Here is a 14,937-nt window from a genome sequence, read left to right as displayed (position 1 = left end):
GAAATAGGGTGAAGTAGACCACAAGTGGGGCCTTGAAAGGGTCCCAAACACCCTCACAGACACCAAAGCGCCTAGTCAGAGTGTTTTATGGGTGCTAAAAAATCTTTAAAAAACTTCCAAAAAACCTTATAAACGCAGAAGAAACCACTCAAACCCTCACAGAATGCCCTCTAGAGCCCCTCTGCGGCCCCTTATTCCCATGCCCTGCGCTTGATTCCTAACCCTGCATGATTCCTGACCATGCGCCTGGGCGCCCATACCTATAGATACGAAAAAGCCCCTCCCCTTCCATCCGGCAAGGAACAGAAGAAGAGGGGTACAGCTACAGAGTGCTGAAAGCTTAGTACTGAGTTAGTTGAGTACGGGGTTAGTACTGGGGAGGCGCCTCATTCGCCATATTGTTGAAGCGCGAGTACTTACCGCTAAACGCCAACGGGATAGTACGAGTTGGACCACCACGGTGCTTCGCAATAATCATGTCCGCCTCACCCACGCGTTCACTATCCGGGTTATACATATCCTCACGATGCAGCAGAATCACCATATCCGCATCCTGCTCAATAGAACCCGACTCACGCAGATCCGAAACCATCGGACGCTTATCAGTACGCTGCTCCGAACCACGGTTCAGCTGAGACAGCGCAATCACCGGAACATCCAGCTCCTTAGCCAACAGCTTCAGGCTACGAGAGAACTCCGAAACCTCCTGCTGACGCGACTCAACCTTCTTACCCGAACTCATCAGCTGCAGGTAGTCCAGCACCACAAGCTTCAAATCATTACGCTGCTTGAGACGACGGCACTTCGCACGAATCTCCATCAGAGTCATATTCGGCGAATCATCAATAAAGAGAGGAGCAGAATCAATACGCCCCTGCAGAGTCGCCAGGTTCGTCCAGCCCTCAGTATCCAGGTCACCCTTCTTCAGACGACCCATCGAAATCTTGCCCTCCGCAGAGAGAATACGCATCGCCAACTCAGTACGACTCATCTCCAGCGAGAAAAACACAGTCGTCATCTGATGATGAATAGCCGCCGAACGAGCAATATCAAGAGCCAGAGTTGACTTACCCACACCCGGACGAGCTGCAATAACAATCATCTGGCCACCGTGCAGACCACCGGTTAGCTCATCAAACTCGATAAAGTCAGTCGGCACACCGTACACGCCATCGGGGCGGTTCGAGTTCGCATCAATCTCATTGATGGTCTCCTCCAACGCCTCAGAGAAAGACACATAATCTTCCTTCGCGTTACCATCAGTCACCGCATAAATCTCAGCCTGCGCCTGATCGACCAAAGTATCGACCTCAGTCTCATTGGCGTAACCCAGCTGAGCAATCTTCGTACCCGCCTCAATCAGGCGGCGCATAATCGCGTGTTCCTTAACAATCTCAGCGTAATATTGAGCGTTAGCAGCAGTCGGAACCGACGCAATCAGCGTATGAATATAGGACGCGCCACCCACACGAGTCAGCTCGCCGCGCTTCTTCAGCTCATCAGCAACCGTAATCGCATCCGCAGGGCTACCGTGACCGTAAAGAGAAAGAATCGCCTCATAAATCGTCTCGTGCGCCGGCTTATAGAAATCAGACGCACGCAGGCTCTCAACCACATCCGCAATAGCGTCCTTTGACAGCAGCATGCCACCGAGCACCGACTGCTCAGCCACATCATCATGAGGCATAGTGCGGGAACCATAATCAATGGCAGTTTCAGACATGCTTATCCTCGCGTTTCAATCCGGTATCTACGACGTTCCAGAAACAATTTCTGTAGAACTCCTATGCTAGTTTCTCACGAAGGCACACGCGAAACATATACACGCCTAATGGGCAGCGCGCAGATAATCCTCAATCTTCTCAACGGCGAGCGCCGCCCCATCCATGGTGCGCATTGCCTCACCCAGCTGCCGCGCCCTAGCGCGCATGCCCTCATCTCTGAGCAGACGGCCCAGAATATCGCGCACATTGCCGCGGCGCACATCATTCTTCGTAAAACGCAGGGCGTTACCGTAGCGCACGCACTCCTCAATATTCCAGCTTTGCTCCGCCTGCATCGCAATACCGGCAAACGGTACACCCGCCAGGCACGCCGTCTGCACCGTTCCCTCACCGCCGTGGGTTATCGAGGCATCAATATGACCGGTGAGCAGATGCGCCGGAACAGTCCCGGCGAAATGGATATTGCTGCCCAGCAGGTGAGTATCCGAGAGCTGCACCCCGCCGCCAACCAGCACATCCACCGGAGCGGCTGACAACTGTTGCAGCACCTGCACCAAAATATCTGCGGAGCCGGATGAGCCCATTCCCACGTAAATCAGTGGCCGCTCCCTGCGCTCGCGAACAATCTGCGGCAGTTCACCGGGCGCACGGTAATAAATAGGCCCCACACCAACATCAGGCTCTACCAAAGAATCCCCGCGCAGCTGCGTAAACAGAGAACAGATAAGATTCACGTCGGCACTGAGCATATCAACAGTACGGCGAGGAAGCGTGAGCCCATGCTCACGCGCCACACGCGTAAAAGAAGCTGGCTTATACGAAAACACCCGCGCCACAGCCCGCAACCATCCCGGCGCCGCGAGCTCGCTGGCTGCAGGCTTCTTCGAAAAATACGTCGACGAGTACGCATACGGGCGCGCATAGAAAATGGGGACACCGGCAATACGCGCAGACAGCAACATCGTCAGGTTAGAACCGATCACCACAGCATCCGCGCTAAAGTCACGGATAGCCGCAAGCTCAGCGGCAACCCTTCGACGCACCATGCCGGTCGTAAAAGGGTGCCGCACTCCCCTGCCCTGATCCAGCGCCATAATCTGCTCAGCCTCAGCATCGCTCATAATCGGTTCGCGAAGATGCACGGGCAACCCCGCGTTTTCCAGCAGTCCCAGGTATTTAGGGGAATACACGTGGAATAAGACCGTATGGCCTCGCTCCCGAGCTGCACGCGCTATCTCGATACAGCGCGTGGTTTCACCCATATTGAAGCTTTCAGGCGAGAAAAGAATACGGCTCATAACAAACTCCGGCAGGCGTACACGTGACTGAGCCGATTCTGCGGCTCATACACCGCGGCTCATACACCTCAGTGTAAAACGGAGCCCCAGTATTCCCTCGGATAGAGGGGAATACTGGGGCTCCGTTTCGCTGTATAAGCTTTGCGGTGTGACTCTGTCTTACTTCTTACGCAGAATCAGACCGATAGCGCCAATGTGGTCCGCGTGGCGGCGGAACACACCGCGCATACCCAGCACACGCTCACGAATCTGCGGCTTACGCGCCAGGTTGAACGCAATCTTCGCAACGCCAGCGGGACCCTCATCAGCCAGCAGACGCTTCGGCTCCAACAGAGCCATATCGGTCTGGTACACATCCAGCACCTCGAAGCCAGCCTCTTCCGCCAGCGCAGTCCACTCGGCAACAGTCAGCGGGCGGGCGTTCACACGGATAGTGCGCGCCAAATCCTTCTGAATCTCTTCCTTCAGCTCGGGGCGCAGATAATCGGGAACCAGCGACATCTCGTGAATAGCGTAGTAGCCGCCCGGACGCAGCAGACGAGCCGCCTCACGCATAATCTCCAGCTTGTGCTTATCGGTCTGCATGGTCAGCATCGCCTCGCCCACCACGGCGTCGTAGCTTTCTGAGGGCAGACCGGTCTCCTGGGCACTAGCGTTCACCACACGGTAGTTCGGCTTAGTCGATGCGCCAATACGCTCGGTTACGATTTCAGCAGCCTTGGGATCAAGATCCACACCGGTGTAGCTCTTGGGGGAACGCTTCACAATCTCCAGGGCGGTAATACCCAGGCCCGGCGCAAACTCCACGACGTCAATGTTGCCGCCCAGAGCACGAGCCAGCAGCCAGTTGGTGGTCTCGCGGCCGCCGGGGCGCAGAACCTTCTTGCCCAGCTGAGCCAGCAGCCAGTGACCTGCTGCCTTTTCGGCGGGGCGGTCGGTACCGGGAACGGAAGGGGTCTTAGACACGGAAGACAACTCCTCAATACTTGTATTTAATATGCAAAATTTATCTTTCCCAATTCTAGACCCGCCACCCCGAGAAAGGAAATATGACGTTATATAGAAGTATGGTTGCCCTTTATTACAGCATGCCGCAACACCACTACAGCCACCCTTGCTGCACACCCTAGAGATTAAACAGAAACTGGAGCTGGACCTCTCGATCCAACCCCAGTCTCATCACACACACATACATACGAAAATCAGAGCCACTTCCGCAAGGAAAGTCCAACTTTCTGATGGCCCTCTCGAACCATCTATATAAAGTATTACGCGTAAACCTTTATTCCCTGTAGGTTAAAGCTGTAAGAAAGCTGGGAATAGATTTTTCTTCAAAATCGGGGGTAGCGCCCCGGATTTCACGCGGAAACTACACGTCGCGTTAAAAGAAGAAAGGCAAGGCGCTTTTGCCTTGCCATCCTTCTTTCGCTAGCGGGCGACCCCGCTACACGAAACACACACATTCACATCGCAGTCCTCTCGAACCAACACTTATAGTAAACACCCCCAACCTTATGGGAGGATTGAATTTCGCTGGAAACAAGCTGGGAGAAAACCAACAGAACCCTGAGAGCTTTGATATTGTGCAGTTTGCGGACTCTAAACCGGGCTAATAAGCCGCCATATACAGACCCAGCAGCACCAACGGGTTAGCCACTACAGAAATAACCGCCAAGCAAATATTGGTCACGCGGTACTGACGGAACTTCACCAGACCCACCAGCGCGCACACCAGCGCAACACTGGATGCAAGGCCGCCAACTACCAGCAAAAGAAGCAGAAGAGCAGTAGCAACATTCGCGTCCGCAAATGGGATAACCGCTAGAGCGCACAGCAGCAAATTGACGCACTCCAACACCACACCCGTGGACAGAAGCTGCGCACTAGAAGATAAACGTGAAAAAGATCGAGCCATGTCTACCAGTCTACGGGGTCAATTGGTGTACTTCGCAGTCGCAACCGCTCTGACCACCAATCCTTCTGTAGCACAACACATATTCTCAGGCTCCAAAAATAATGTTTCACGTGAAACATGTACAGGAGCGGGCACAGCTATGGGTACAACAAACGGGGTGCCCCTCACGAAGAGGGACACCCCGTCCGACACTCAACGCCGCAGCATCAAAGCACCAGCGTCAAATATCTAAAAACCTACTTACGCAGCAGCAACGACGTCCAGGACAACGTTAGCAACAACGTCAGGGTGCAGGCGGACAGTCACCTTGTACTCACCGGTGCGCTTGATAGCGGAACCCAGGTGGATGGTGCGCTTGTCAACGGAGCCAATGCCAGCAGCCTCAATAGCCTCAGCAATAGCCTCAGCCTTGACGGTACCGAACAGGCGGCCGTCAGCGCCAGCCTTGTGTGCAACGACAACCGGCTTAGCAGCCAGGGCCGCAGCAATTGCCTGAGCCTCTTCCAGAGAAGCCTTAGCACGAGCCGCACGAGCGGCACGGATGGACTCAACCTGCTTCTCGCCACCCTGGGTCCAGGTCACGGCGAAGCCGCGGGGCAGCAGGTAGTTACGTGCGTAACCGTCCTTAACGGTGACAACATCGCCAGCTGCACCGAGGCCGGAAACTTCCTGAGTCAGAATGATCTTAGCCATGTTACTGTCTCTCCTTCTCTTTAGCGGCCAGCGCCGGAGTAGGGCAGCAGTGCAACTTCGCGGGCGTTCTTAATAGCCTGAGCGATCTTGCGCTGCTCCTGAACGGTCACGCCAGTCACGCGGCGAGCGCGGATCTTGCCGCGGTCGGAGATGAACTTGCGCAGAAGTGCGACGTCCTTGTAGTCGATAACGGTGACGTCAGCAGCCTTGAGGGGGTTCTGCTTGGGTTTGGGCTTACGGATTTCAGCCTTAGCCATCGTGGTGCTCCTTAGAGTTGGGAGCCCGCGGCGGATAACCGCGGGATGGATTGATAAATTACTATTCGGAAAACGAAACCGGCTTAGAACGGAGGTTCGTCGTCGGCGCCGCTACCCCAGTCATAGTTACCACCAGACTGAGAACTCCACGGATCAGCAGCAGGAGCTGCGGGGGCCGCCGGAGCAGCCGGAGCGGAGTAGCCAGACTGGCCAGAGTAACCATTACCCTGAGCAGCAGCAAAATTGTTCTGCTGAGGAGCGGAGAAACCGCCCTGAGCAGCAGCGTTGTACCCAGCGCCACCGCCAAAGCCACCCTGCGCACCGCCACCGAAGTTATTACCTCCGGCAGAACGCTGTGCGCGAGTCACCTGAGCAGTAGCAAAACGCAGAGTCGGGCCGATCTCCTCGACCTCAAGCTCAAACGAAGTACGACGCTCGCCTTCCTTGGTCTCGTACGAGCGAGACTTCAGACGGCCCTGCGCGATAACCTGAGTACCCTTCTTCAGAGTCTCTGCAACATTCTCAGCGTAACCACGCCACACCGACGCACGCAGGAACAGGGTCTCCCCATCCTCCCACTGGTTCGTCTGGCGGTTAAAAGTACGCGGAGTCGATGCGATCGTGAAATTAGCAACCGCCGCACCCGCAGGGGTGTAACGAAGCTCCGGATCGCCAGTCAGATTACCAATAACGGTAATAACGGTATCGCCTGCCATTTGATGCCTCCTCGATAAGAGTTACAAGTATGTTGAATCCAGTACAGCGCAACCCCCTGACATTTTTAGGGGGTCAGCCGACCGGCAAGAAACAACTACTTGCTGGAGATCTTCTGATCCTCCGGGCGGATGATCTTGGTACGCATGACGGACTCGTTCAGGTTCAGAACACGATCGAGCTCAGCTGCGGTCTCGGGGGTAGAGGTGAAGTTCACCACTGCGTAGATACCCTCAGACTTCTTCTGGATCTCGTATGCCAGGCGACGACGGCCCCAGATGTCGACGTTGTCGACGGAACCACCCTCGTTGGTCACGATCTCGAGGAACTTGGACAGCGACGGCTCAACCGCACGGTCCTCAACCTCGGGGCTGAGGATAACCATCAGTTCATATGCACGCATGATTAAACCCCTCCTTTGGGCTAAACGGCTATGGGATTTCCATAGCAGGAGATTCATTGTGCCCTACACGTGAAACACACCGGGCGGGGAACACGCATAGATTTCTTAACAATACACGAGAAAAAGCAGATAGAACAGTACCGCACCGCGTGACCTCAACCATGCAATGCGGTACCAAAAACCGCAGAAGCTACGCCTCCCGACGCTGCTCCCACCACTGCAGAAGACGAGCCTTCGCCTCCTCCTCAGGAAGCGAACCCTCATCCAGACGCAGATTCAACAAGAACTTATAGGCCTCACCCACCACAGGGCCCGGCGCAATACCAAGAATCTGCATAATCTGGCCACCGTCCAGGTCGGGGCGGATCGCATCCAGCTCCTCCTGAGCAGCCAACTCAGCAATACGACGCTCCAAATCGTCATACGCCTCAGCCAGCGAGCGCGACAGGCGACGATTACGAGTCGTCACATCAGAACGCGACACACGATGCAGACGCTCCAACTGATCGCCCGCATCACGCACATAGCGGCGCACCGCTGAATCAGTCCAACCCGACTCGCGGTAACCATAGAACCGCATATGCAGCTCCACCAGACGAGCCACAGCCTTAATCGTGTCATTATCAAAACGCAGCGCACGCATACGCTTCTTCACCATCTTCGCGCCCACCACCTCATGGTGCAGGAACGAGACGGAGCCGTCCTTCTCAAACTTACGAGTCTTCGGCTTACCAATATCGTGCATCAACGCCGCAAAACGCAGAATAAAATCAGGAGCCGGGCACGGGCCGTCCTCGTCCGTCTCCTTCTCCATCGCCTGCTCCATCACCTTCAACGAATGCGCATACACATCCTTATGGTGATGCGCCGGATCCATCTCCATACGCAACGCAGGAAGCTCCGGCAACACATAATCCGCCAGACCCGTATCCACCAGCAGGTTCAAACCCACCCGCGGATAATCCGACTCAATCAGCTTCACCAGCTCATCACGCACACGCTCAGCCGAAATAATCTCAATACGGCCAGCCATCTCACGCATCGCCTCGAAAACCTCCGGGGCAACCTCAAGATTAAAACGCGCAGCAAAACGAGCCGCACGCATCATACGCAGCGGATCCTCAGAAAAAGACTCCTCCGGCGAGCGCGGAGTACGCAAAACACCCGCACGCAAATCCTCAACGCCACCAAACAAGTCAACAACCTCACCACTGGGCAAAGCCGCCGCCATCGCATTAATCGTGAAATCACGACGCACCAAATCGGCGCTCAAATCCGTGCCAAACTCAACCGTCGGCTTACGCGAATCCGAAACATACACCTCAGCACGGTACGTGGTCACCTCATACACCACGCCATTCTTCCGCGCACTAATCGTGCCGTACTCCTTGCCGATATCCCACGTGTGTTCACCCCACGCACGCAGAATCTGCTCACTCTGCTCCGGAGTAGCATCCGTCGTCAAATCAAAATCAGTGAAATGGCCGCCATCATCCAGCAGATTGTCGCGGACAATACCGCCCACCAAGTACAGCTCAAAACCCGCCGCACGGTACAGTTCTCCCAGCTCGGCGGCATCCGGGTACTTCGACACAACATCAATAATCAGCGACATAATCCTTTAATCGTGCCAGAAAAACCACCCACGCGCCCACCCCACACCCACAACACCCCACCAAAGACAGCTATCTCACCCCAAACCGAGGCACCAAAACCTCAGCCTATCGGTTAAGGTAGAACCATGAGCATTCCCGTACCCCGCGCCCCCAAAACGCGCTTCACCGCGCCCGCGCGAGCGGTACCCGCCCCCGAAGAAGTCTCCGCAGGCGGGCTCATCATCGACTTCGACCGACCCGAACAGCTACCCGTAGCCATCATCGCCCGCATCAACCGCAACGGACAACGCGAATGGTGCCTGCCCAAAGGCCACATCGAACACGGCGAAACCACCGTCGAAGCCGCACAACGCGAAATCGGCGAAGAAACCGGAATCACCGGCTACCCCGTAGCCTCCCTCGGCACCATCGCCTACTGGTTCACCTCCAACGGCACGCGCATCCACAAAACCGTGCATCACTACCTCTTCGCAGCAACCGGCGGCGAACTCAGCATCGACAACGACCCCGACCACGAAGCAATCGACGTCGCATGGGTCCCCCTCGAAGAGCTCCCCACCCGCCTCTCATTCGCCAACGAGCAACACATCGCCCGTAGCGCGCGCGAATACATCACCACCCAGCTCTAACCACCCACTGTAAGAGCCCAAAAACTAAAAGAAGCAATCACCCGCCGAAACAGGAGAGACATACGTGGCACGTAACGACGCCCGCTCAAGCGCAATCATGGCAGCAGGCACCCTCGTCTCGCGCATCCTCGGATTCGTCAAGACCATCCTGCTCACCGTAGCCATCGGCTCACTCTCAACCGTCGGCGACGTCTTCGAAACCGCCAACACCCTACCCAACCTCATCTACGTCCTCGTAGCAGGCGGCGTGTTCAACGCAGTCCTCGTACCGCAAATCATCAAGGCGGCCAAAGCACAAGACGGCGGCGCACGATACATCTCCAAACTCGTCACCCTTACCGTCACCGCAATCGGCCTCATCACCATCATCACCGTCGCCTGCGCCTGGCCCATCATCAGCGTCATGGGCTCAGGATGGAGCCCCGAACAACGGCAGCTCGGCTTCATCTTCGCCCTCTGGTGCCTACCCCAAATCTTCTTCTACGGCCTCTACACGGTCATCGGACAGGTCCTCAACGCCAAAGACGCATTCGGCGCCTATATGTGGTCGCCCGTACTCAACAACGTCATCACCATCCTGTCGCTGATCCTGTTCATCTTCCTCTTCGGCGCACAAACCCCCAACCCCAACCCGATTCACACCGTAGACAACTGGACCAACGCACAGACCCTCGTGCTCGCCGGTTCCTCCACCTTCGGCGTCATCATGCAGGCACTCGTCCTGTTCATCCCCCTACGCAAGCTCGGCCTGCGTCTCAAGCCCGACTTCGCATGGCGAGGCATCGGCCTGCGCGCAGCCTCCAAGCTCGCCGCCTGGACCCTCGCCTCCGGCATCATCTCCAACCTCGCGTTCCTCTACATGACCAAGGTCGCCGCAGGCATCGTCGGCCAGCGCGAACACTACGCCACCCTCGGCATCCAAATCCCCGGCCTGCAGGCACTCAACTACGCCTCCATGCTGTACATGCTCCCGCACGGCGTCATCGGCATCTCCATCGCCACCGTGCTCTTCAACCGCATGAGCGCCTCCGCCATCGCCGACGACAGCGACAGCGTCATCTACGCACTCTCCCACGGCCTGCGCAACGCAGCCGTAGCCACCGTCTTCTGCATGGTCGCACTCATGGTACTTGCAGGCCCCGTCGCCGTACTCTTCAGCGGCGGCGACCCCATCGCAGCAACCATCATCGCCAAGCTCATCGTCATCACCGCGCTCGGCACCCCCACCCTCACCATCAACTACCTCTACAGCCGCGTGCTCTACGCCCGCGAAGACGCACGCACCCCCTTCCGAATCCAGGTGTACTCCGCCATCATCATGGTCATCATGAGCTTCGCAGCATCCCTGCTCGACGCCCAGTACACCGTGTACATGCTCGCCTTCATCTACCCGGTGCACAACATCCTGATCATGTTCATCAGCCACCACATGGTCCGCCGCCGCCTCGGCTACTACGGCCAGCGCGGCATCGTCAGCACCTACGCCCGCACCATCCTCGCATCCCTCTTCGCCGGCGGAATCGCTGCCATTGCACTCTGGCTGCTCGGCGGCTACCAGCTCGACGGATTCGCCTGGGCCTCCAAGCTCACCGCAATCATCACCCTCGCCGTATGCGGCACCGTCATGGGACTGGCATACCTCGCCGGTATACAAATCTTCCGCGTCAAGGAAGCCAACGCACTACTGGCACCCCTCACCTCCAAACTTGAGCGTTTTGCCCGCCGCTAAAGCAGCACACAACGCCCAACCCGGGTAGCTGCCCGTGCACCCACCGCACCCCACACCGGGCCCGCAGAGGACACAGGCAGCCACCCGGACGCCACAAACTATCACTCAGCCCCAGCATCCTTCAATGCCGGGTAGAATCTAATAGTCAGGGCCCGCCACACGGCAGGCACTATGAAACCACCTCGGGAGAACACGTTGTCGCAACAGATTCCGGTCGGATCGGTCCTCGGAGGCCGCTACGAGATCACCGCACACATCATCATTACGGCAGAATCCGACATGGTGCTTGAAGGCACCGACCAGATTCTCAACCGTAAGGTCTCGGTCGTCGTCGCATCGCCCAGCCGCAGCGCACTGCTGGAAGCAAACTCCCGCGCGCTCGCAACCAACGCACGCGGCAACATCCAAATCCTCGACCTGGGCATCACCCCCGAAGGTAGCCGCTACCTCGTCACCTCCCACACCCGCCCCGACACCCTGCTGGACACCCTGCTGGTCGAAAACCACGCACTCTCCAACGCAGAAGACGCGCTGGGCACCGAAATCTTCGGCGACTCCGAAAGCGGCAGCTCCCCCAACACCTACGAGAAGGTCTCCACCTCCACCGCCAACCAGGAGAGCATCACCGCCGCCAAGAACTGGAACGCATCCGACGGCACCGCCGTCACCGCGTACTCCGAACCCACCAGCATCTACGAAGATGACGAAGACGAAGAAGACGGCAGCCGCGGCACCTGGGCCGTCGCCCTGGCAGCAGTCCTGCTGCTCGTCATCGTCGCAGGCGGTATCCTCACCTCCCTGGGCGCAATCGGCTCCAACCAGGCAGCCGCACCGCACACCCCCAAGTCCTCTATGTCCGCCTCCGAATCGGCTGCGGCAAACGCCAGCGCATCGGCATCCCCGACCGCTAAGGCATCGAACGCACCGGCGAAGATCGCGTCCGTGGCTCGCTTCGTGCCCTCGAACCCCACGTTCATGAACGACATGGACACCCTCATCCCGAACCTGACCGACGGTAACGCCAACACCGCATGGATCAGCTACGGCTTCGGCACCGCCAACTACGCCGGCACCATCAAGGAATTCGGCCTGGCACTGAAGTTGCAGACCCCCACCGTCGTCTCCAAGCTGACCATCCAGCAGAACACCGGCACCGGCGGCTTCTTCACCGTCTACACCAACAGCTCTGCATCCCTGGACGGTGCGGTTGAGGTCGGCAAGGGCACCTTCGAAGGCAAGGATGCAGTCGTCACCCTGGACACCTCCAAGCAGAGCGCAGAAAAGGGTGCCTACGTGATCATCGTGGTCAACGAGCTGCCCCGCCTCTCCCTGCCGATCGGAGCGTGGAATTACGGTCTGCGCATCAACGAAATCAAGGTGGACTAATCAACCCATAACGTGACGCCGACAGGGCGCTCACGCCCCAGACACAAGGGCGGGGCTTCTGAACTCAACAGTTCGGAAGCCCCGCCCTTTTGATGTAGCTAAGAGAAAGCCATCTCCTATTTGAAAGGCACGGTTGATTTCGTCTCTAGCGCGGGCCTCATTATTACGGCAGCATCCGCAAAAGCCCCTCTACGGTAAAGAAAAGCATGGAGAGCTGGACCAGGACGTAGCGGCTAGCTTTGATGAAATCTCCAAGATCTCGCAGAGTAGCCCCAAGATTGCTCAAGTGATTCTTACGGTGTCGGGGCTGAGCCGTATGAGGGTTGTTGTTCATTTTTGCCTCTCCCCCTGTGCAAAGCGCAGAGAATTGGTAGATGTTGTACTTTGACTACACGACACACCCACCAATATCGCCCTCGTATAATCGCCCGGCTATCCTACCGGGACCATCTCCCTAAATGCTAGCCACGGATATAAAGCATCCATGTTTTTTCGGCAATGTAGCGATGGCCGTTATAGGTCTCCTTTGGCATGAAATCCTGGCCATTTTGATGTCCTTTTATGACTCTTTATGGATGGGCCGCTACTCAAAGATTCACAGTGCGCGGAGTATCTGGATAAGGGTCCCCCAAAAATGGAATAATCGAGGATAAAGCCCTGTTATAGGGGCAGAACGAAAGACCTACAACGGAAAGATATATCTGATGACTGAGAATCTGGGAGGCCTCTTCGGAGGCTCCGCCCTGGGCAATCTGAACCTCGCTTCCGCACCCGCCACCAAGGCGGCACCGGCAGCCGAGGTTGAGGCCGACGCAACCGTCCACAACGTCATTATTGTGGGCTCCGGCCCCGCTGGTTACACCGCGGCAATCTACGCGGCACGCGCCGAGTTGAAGCCTGTCCTCTTCGCCAGCTCCCTGGCGCCCGGCGGCTCCCTCATGAACACCACCGAGGTCGAGAACTTCCCCGGATTCATTCAGGGCATCCAGGGCCCCGAGCTGATGGAGAACATCGGTCAGCAGGCTGAGCGTTTCGGCACTGACATCCGCTACCAGGACGTAGAGAAGGTTGAACTCACCGGCGACGTGAAGAAGGTCTACACCGCTGACGGCGCCGTTCACCTGGCAAAGACCGTCATCATGACCACCGGTTCTCAGGTCCGTAAGCTCAACATCGAGGGCGAAGACCGACTCTCCGGTTACGGCGTCTCCTGGTGCGCAACCTGCGATGGCTTCTTCTTCAAGGACAAGGAAATCGCAGTGGTCGGCGGTGGCGACTCCGCGCTGGAGGAGGCACTGTTCCTGACGACCTTCGCATCCAAGGTGTACCTGGTGCACCGCCGCGATTCTTTCCGCGCTTCGGAAATCATGCAGACCCGCGTGTTCAACAACCCGAAGATTGAGGTTGTCTGGGACTCGGCTGTCACCGCCGTTCAGGGCGAGAGCAACCTCGAGTCGATCACCCTGACCAACACCAAGGACGGTTCTGAGCGCCAGCTGGCTGTTCAGGGTCTGTTCATCGCTATTGGCTCCGATCCTCGCGTGGAACTGGTACGTGACCAGCTGGAGATTACCGAGAACCACACCATCGCGGTTCAGGGTCGTTCCTCGAAGACTTCCGTTCCCGGCGTTTTCGCTGCCGGTGACGTGATTGACCCGACCTACCGCCAGGCAATTATTGCTGCCGGTTCCGGTGCTGTTGCCGCTCTGGACGCGCAGCACTACCTCGAAAACCTCTAAACTATTCGTATTACTCGCAGGGGAATCCACCCCGTGTCAGAAAGGAGCACTCCATGAGCAGTGCACAGCAGGCAACTGATGCCACTTTTGACGAACTGGTTCTGAAGAACGACAAGCCCGTTATCGTGGACTTCTGGGCTGAATGGTGCGGCCCCTGCCGCATGGTCGGCCCCGTGATTGACGAGATCGCTGGCGAGTACGCCGGTCAGGTCGACGTGGTCAAGGTAGATGTTGAGGCGAATGGCGATACCGCTATGAAGTACGGCATTACCTCTATTCCCGCCATCTACCTTTTCAAGGATGGCGAGGTCATCAAGAAGACCGTAGGTGCTAAGACGAAGCCCGCTCTGCTGGCTGAGTTCTCCGAGCACCTGGGCTAATCTTTCGAGAAGCTAAAGAAAAACCCTCGGTGATATTTCACGTGAAACATCACCGAGGGTTTTTTGTATATACAACTGATTTCAGTTGCTAAATATTGTTTTACGCGAAAATTTAGCCCGAGAAATCAGAATCCAAAACGCGGATAATGCGGTTCAGATCCTCAACATTCGCAAATTCGATGGTCATCTTACCCTTGCGAGCACCCAGCGAAATCTTCACCGAAGTATCGAGCTTGTCAGCAAAAGCCTCCGCAATATAATCCAGGCGCTCACGGTGCTTCTGAGGCTGAGGAGCCTTGCGCTCCTTCACCTCCGCAGCGCCGGATGCATGGTTCACCAGCTCCTCAGTTGCGCGAACCGACAGTCCCTCATTCACAATCTTCTGTGCAAGAGTCTCAATCTGAGCCTGGTCCGTCAGAGCCAGCAGGGCGCGCGCGTGACCCGCGGAGAGAAT

Annotated in this window: 14 protein-coding genes and 1 pseudogene; 5 read left to right on the top strand and 10 right to left on the bottom strand. The window is 56.9% G+C overall.

Annotation, left to right across the window (positions count from 1 at the left end; genetic code table 11):
- Window positions 1-367: 367 nt before the first annotated feature.
- The 9 genes from dnaB to HMPREF2928_RS00720 all read right to left on the bottom strand — a co-directional run bounded on the left by dnaB (window position 368) and on the right by HMPREF2928_RS00720 (window position 8,619).
- Window positions 368-1,723 (bottom strand): replicative DNA helicase, encoded by a 1,356-nt coding sequence (gene dnaB / locus HMPREF2928_RS00760; RefSeq protein WP_005504033.1) that lies wholly within the window; start codon window positions 1,721-1,723, stop codon window positions 368-370.
- Between the two features lie 105 nt (window positions 1,724-1,828).
- Entirely contained in the window at window positions 1,829-2,914 is a 1,086-nt protein-coding gene (locus HMPREF2928_RS00755) for a glycosyltransferase (protein ID WP_246823532.1), read from the bottom strand.
- A 267-nt stretch (window positions 2,915-3,181) separates the two neighbouring features.
- Complete coding sequence (locus tag HMPREF2928_RS00750; protein ID WP_044150903.1) at window positions 3,182-3,988, bottom strand: class I SAM-dependent methyltransferase; 807 nt, start codon at window positions 3,986-3,988, stop codon at window positions 3,182-3,184.
- Between the two features lie 643 nt (window positions 3,989-4,631).
- Window positions 4,632-4,937 carry a hypothetical protein gene (locus HMPREF2928_RS00745; protein WP_065423876.1) on the bottom strand — a complete coding sequence of 102 codons (306 nt, stop codon included), beginning with the start codon at window positions 4,935-4,937 and terminating at the stop codon, window positions 4,632-4,634.
- A 240-nt stretch (window positions 4,938-5,177) separates the two neighbouring features.
- Window positions 5,178-5,630 (bottom strand): 50S ribosomal protein L9, encoded by a 453-nt coding sequence (rplI, locus tag HMPREF2928_RS00740; RefSeq protein ID WP_049341934.1) that lies wholly within the window; start codon window positions 5,628-5,630, stop codon window positions 5,178-5,180.
- A gap of 20 nt (window positions 5,631-5,650) precedes the next feature.
- Entirely contained in the window at window positions 5,651-5,887 is a 237-nt protein-coding gene (gene rpsR, locus HMPREF2928_RS00735) for a 30S ribosomal protein S18 (RefSeq protein ID WP_004005948.1), read from the bottom strand.
- An 83-nt stretch (window positions 5,888-5,970) separates the two neighbouring features.
- Window positions 5,971-6,603 (bottom strand): single-stranded DNA-binding protein, encoded by a 633-nt coding sequence (locus tag HMPREF2928_RS00730; protein WP_005504055.1) that lies wholly within the window; start codon window positions 6,601-6,603, stop codon window positions 5,971-5,973.
- Window positions 6,604-6,698: 95 nt separating this feature from the next.
- Window positions 6,699-7,004, bottom strand: a complete 306-nt coding sequence (gene rpsF, locus HMPREF2928_RS00725; RefSeq protein WP_005504056.1) for a 30S ribosomal protein S6 — start codon at window positions 7,002-7,004, stop codon at window positions 6,699-6,701.
- Between the two features lie 190 nt (window positions 7,005-7,194).
- Window positions 7,195-8,619 carry a CCA tRNA nucleotidyltransferase gene (locus tag HMPREF2928_RS00720; RefSeq protein WP_070686998.1) on the bottom strand — a complete coding sequence of 475 codons (1,425 nt, stop codon included), beginning with the start codon at window positions 8,617-8,619 and terminating at the stop codon, window positions 7,195-7,197.
- 126 nt (window positions 8,620-8,745) lie between these two features.
- Between HMPREF2928_RS00720 and HMPREF2928_RS00715 the strand changes: the two genes are divergently transcribed.
- From HMPREF2928_RS00715 to trxA, 5 genes are all read left to right on the top strand, one after another.
- Complete coding sequence (locus HMPREF2928_RS00715; RefSeq protein WP_070615706.1) at window positions 8,746-9,249, top strand: NUDIX hydrolase; 504 nt, start codon at window positions 8,746-8,748, stop codon at window positions 9,247-9,249.
- A 64-nt stretch (window positions 9,250-9,313) separates the two neighbouring features.
- Window positions 9,314-10,978 (top strand): murein biosynthesis integral membrane protein MurJ, encoded by a 1,665-nt coding sequence (gene murJ / locus HMPREF2928_RS00710; RefSeq protein ID WP_070686996.1) that lies wholly within the window; start codon window positions 9,314-9,316, stop codon window positions 10,976-10,978.
- Between the two features lie 195 nt (window positions 10,979-11,173).
- The gene (locus tag HMPREF2928_RS00705) at window positions 11,174-12,364 is read left to right on the top strand and encodes a serine/threonine protein kinase (protein WP_246823531.1); all 1,191 of its coding nucleotides are present in this window, start codon (window positions 11,174-11,176) and stop codon (window positions 12,362-12,364) included.
- Between the two features lie 704 nt (window positions 12,365-13,068).
- On the top strand, window positions 13,069-14,103 hold the full coding sequence (trxB, locus tag HMPREF2928_RS00700) for a thioredoxin-disulfide reductase (protein WP_070686992.1): 1,035 nt from the start codon (window positions 13,069-13,071) through the stop codon (window positions 14,101-14,103).
- 53 nt (window positions 14,104-14,156) lie between these two features.
- Window positions 14,157-14,483: a thioredoxin gene (gene trxA / locus HMPREF2928_RS00695; RefSeq protein WP_049351863.1), complete on the top strand. Its 327-nt coding sequence runs from the start codon at window positions 14,157-14,159 to the stop codon at window positions 14,481-14,483.
- A 112-nt stretch (window positions 14,484-14,595) separates the two neighbouring features.
- Here trxA and HMPREF2928_RS00690 read toward each other — a convergent pair.
- Window positions 14,596-14,937 (bottom strand): annotated as a pseudogene (locus HMPREF2928_RS00690) (stage 0 sporulation protein J); the annotation flags it as partial.

Source organism: Rothia sp. HMSC072B04, assembly GCF_001813725.1.
Lineage (GTDB): Bacteria > Actinomycetota > Actinomycetes > Actinomycetales > Micrococcaceae > Rothia > Rothia mucilaginosa.
Note: the sequence above shows the minus strand (reverse complement) of the source record. Positions and strands in the feature narration are given on the sequence as shown.

Excerpts from the sequence above, each read along its gene's own strand:
- dnaB (WP_005504033.1), bottom strand. The coding sequence starts at position 1,723 with ATGTCTGAAACTGCCATTGATTATGGTTCCCGCACTATGCCTCATGAT.
- HMPREF2928_RS00745 (WP_065423876.1), bottom strand. The coding sequence starts at position 4,937 with ATGGCTCGATCTTTTTCACGTTTATCTTCTAGTGCGCAGCTTCTGTCC.
- rplI (WP_049341934.1), bottom strand. The coding sequence starts at position 5,630 with ATGGCTAAGATCATTCTGACTCAGGAAGTTTCCGGCCTCGGTGCAGCT.
- rpsR (WP_004005948.1), bottom strand. The coding sequence starts at position 5,887 with ATGGCTAAGGCTGAAATCCGTAAGCCCAAACCCAAGCAGAACCCCCTC.
- HMPREF2928_RS00730 (WP_005504055.1), bottom strand. The coding sequence starts at position 6,603 with ATGGCAGGCGATACCGTTATTACCGTTATTGGTAATCTGACTGGCGAT.
- rpsF (WP_005504056.1), bottom strand. The coding sequence starts at position 7,004 with ATGCGTGCATATGAACTGATGGTTATCCTCAGCCCCGAGGTTGAGGAC.
- HMPREF2928_RS00720 (WP_070686998.1), bottom strand. The coding sequence starts at position 8,619 with ATGTCGCTGATTATTGATGTTGTGTCGAAGTACCCGGATGCCGCCGAG.
- HMPREF2928_RS00715 (WP_070615706.1), top strand. The coding sequence starts at position 8,746 with ATGAGCATTCCCGTACCCCGCGCCCCCAAAACGCGCTTCACCGCGCCC.
- trxB (WP_070686992.1), top strand. The coding sequence starts at position 13,069 with ATGACTGAGAATCTGGGAGGCCTCTTCGGAGGCTCCGCCCTGGGCAAT.
- trxA (WP_049351863.1), top strand. The coding sequence starts at position 14,157 with ATGAGCAGTGCACAGCAGGCAACTGATGCCACTTTTGACGAACTGGTT.